The organism is Collinsella sp. TF07-1, assembly GCF_003437235.1.
Classification (GTDB): Bacteria; Actinomycetota; Coriobacteriia; order Coriobacteriales; family Coriobacteriaceae; genus Collinsella.
This window is the reverse complement of sequence record NZ_QSRV01000064.1, coordinates 293-539: the sequence shown is the minus strand read 5'-3', so window position 1 is coordinate 539 and position 247 is coordinate 293. Positions and strand designations below refer to the sequence as shown.

Sequence of the window (247 nt, the reverse complement as noted above, 5' to 3'; positions counted from 1 at the left end):
CTTTGCGTTATATAAGCTGACATTTGCCCTATCTGTTTCAGGAGTGCTCGGATTGTCTTTAGTCGAGGGCATCGTTGCCGTCCGCGGTGAGGTAGAGCCGATCTTCTTGCTTATGTCGCTTTCTGGTGGCGCTCAGTCGGCTCCAGGGTTCTGTCGTCACGTTTATCCGGACGGATCTTATGCTCCTTATTTCCAGTAAATCAGTTAAGGGGTATTGTTTCAATTAAATACACTCCGCCAGCGGGGG

At 49.8% G+C, this 247-nt stretch carries 1 protein-coding gene; it reads left to right on the top strand.

The window, feature by feature from the left end; translation table 11 throughout:
- Positions 1-199 (top strand): hypothetical protein (locus tag DXC67_RS10730; RefSeq protein WP_233503235.1); only part of this gene is annotated, 199 nt, incomplete at its 5' end.
- Positions 200-247 lie beyond the last annotated feature (48 nt).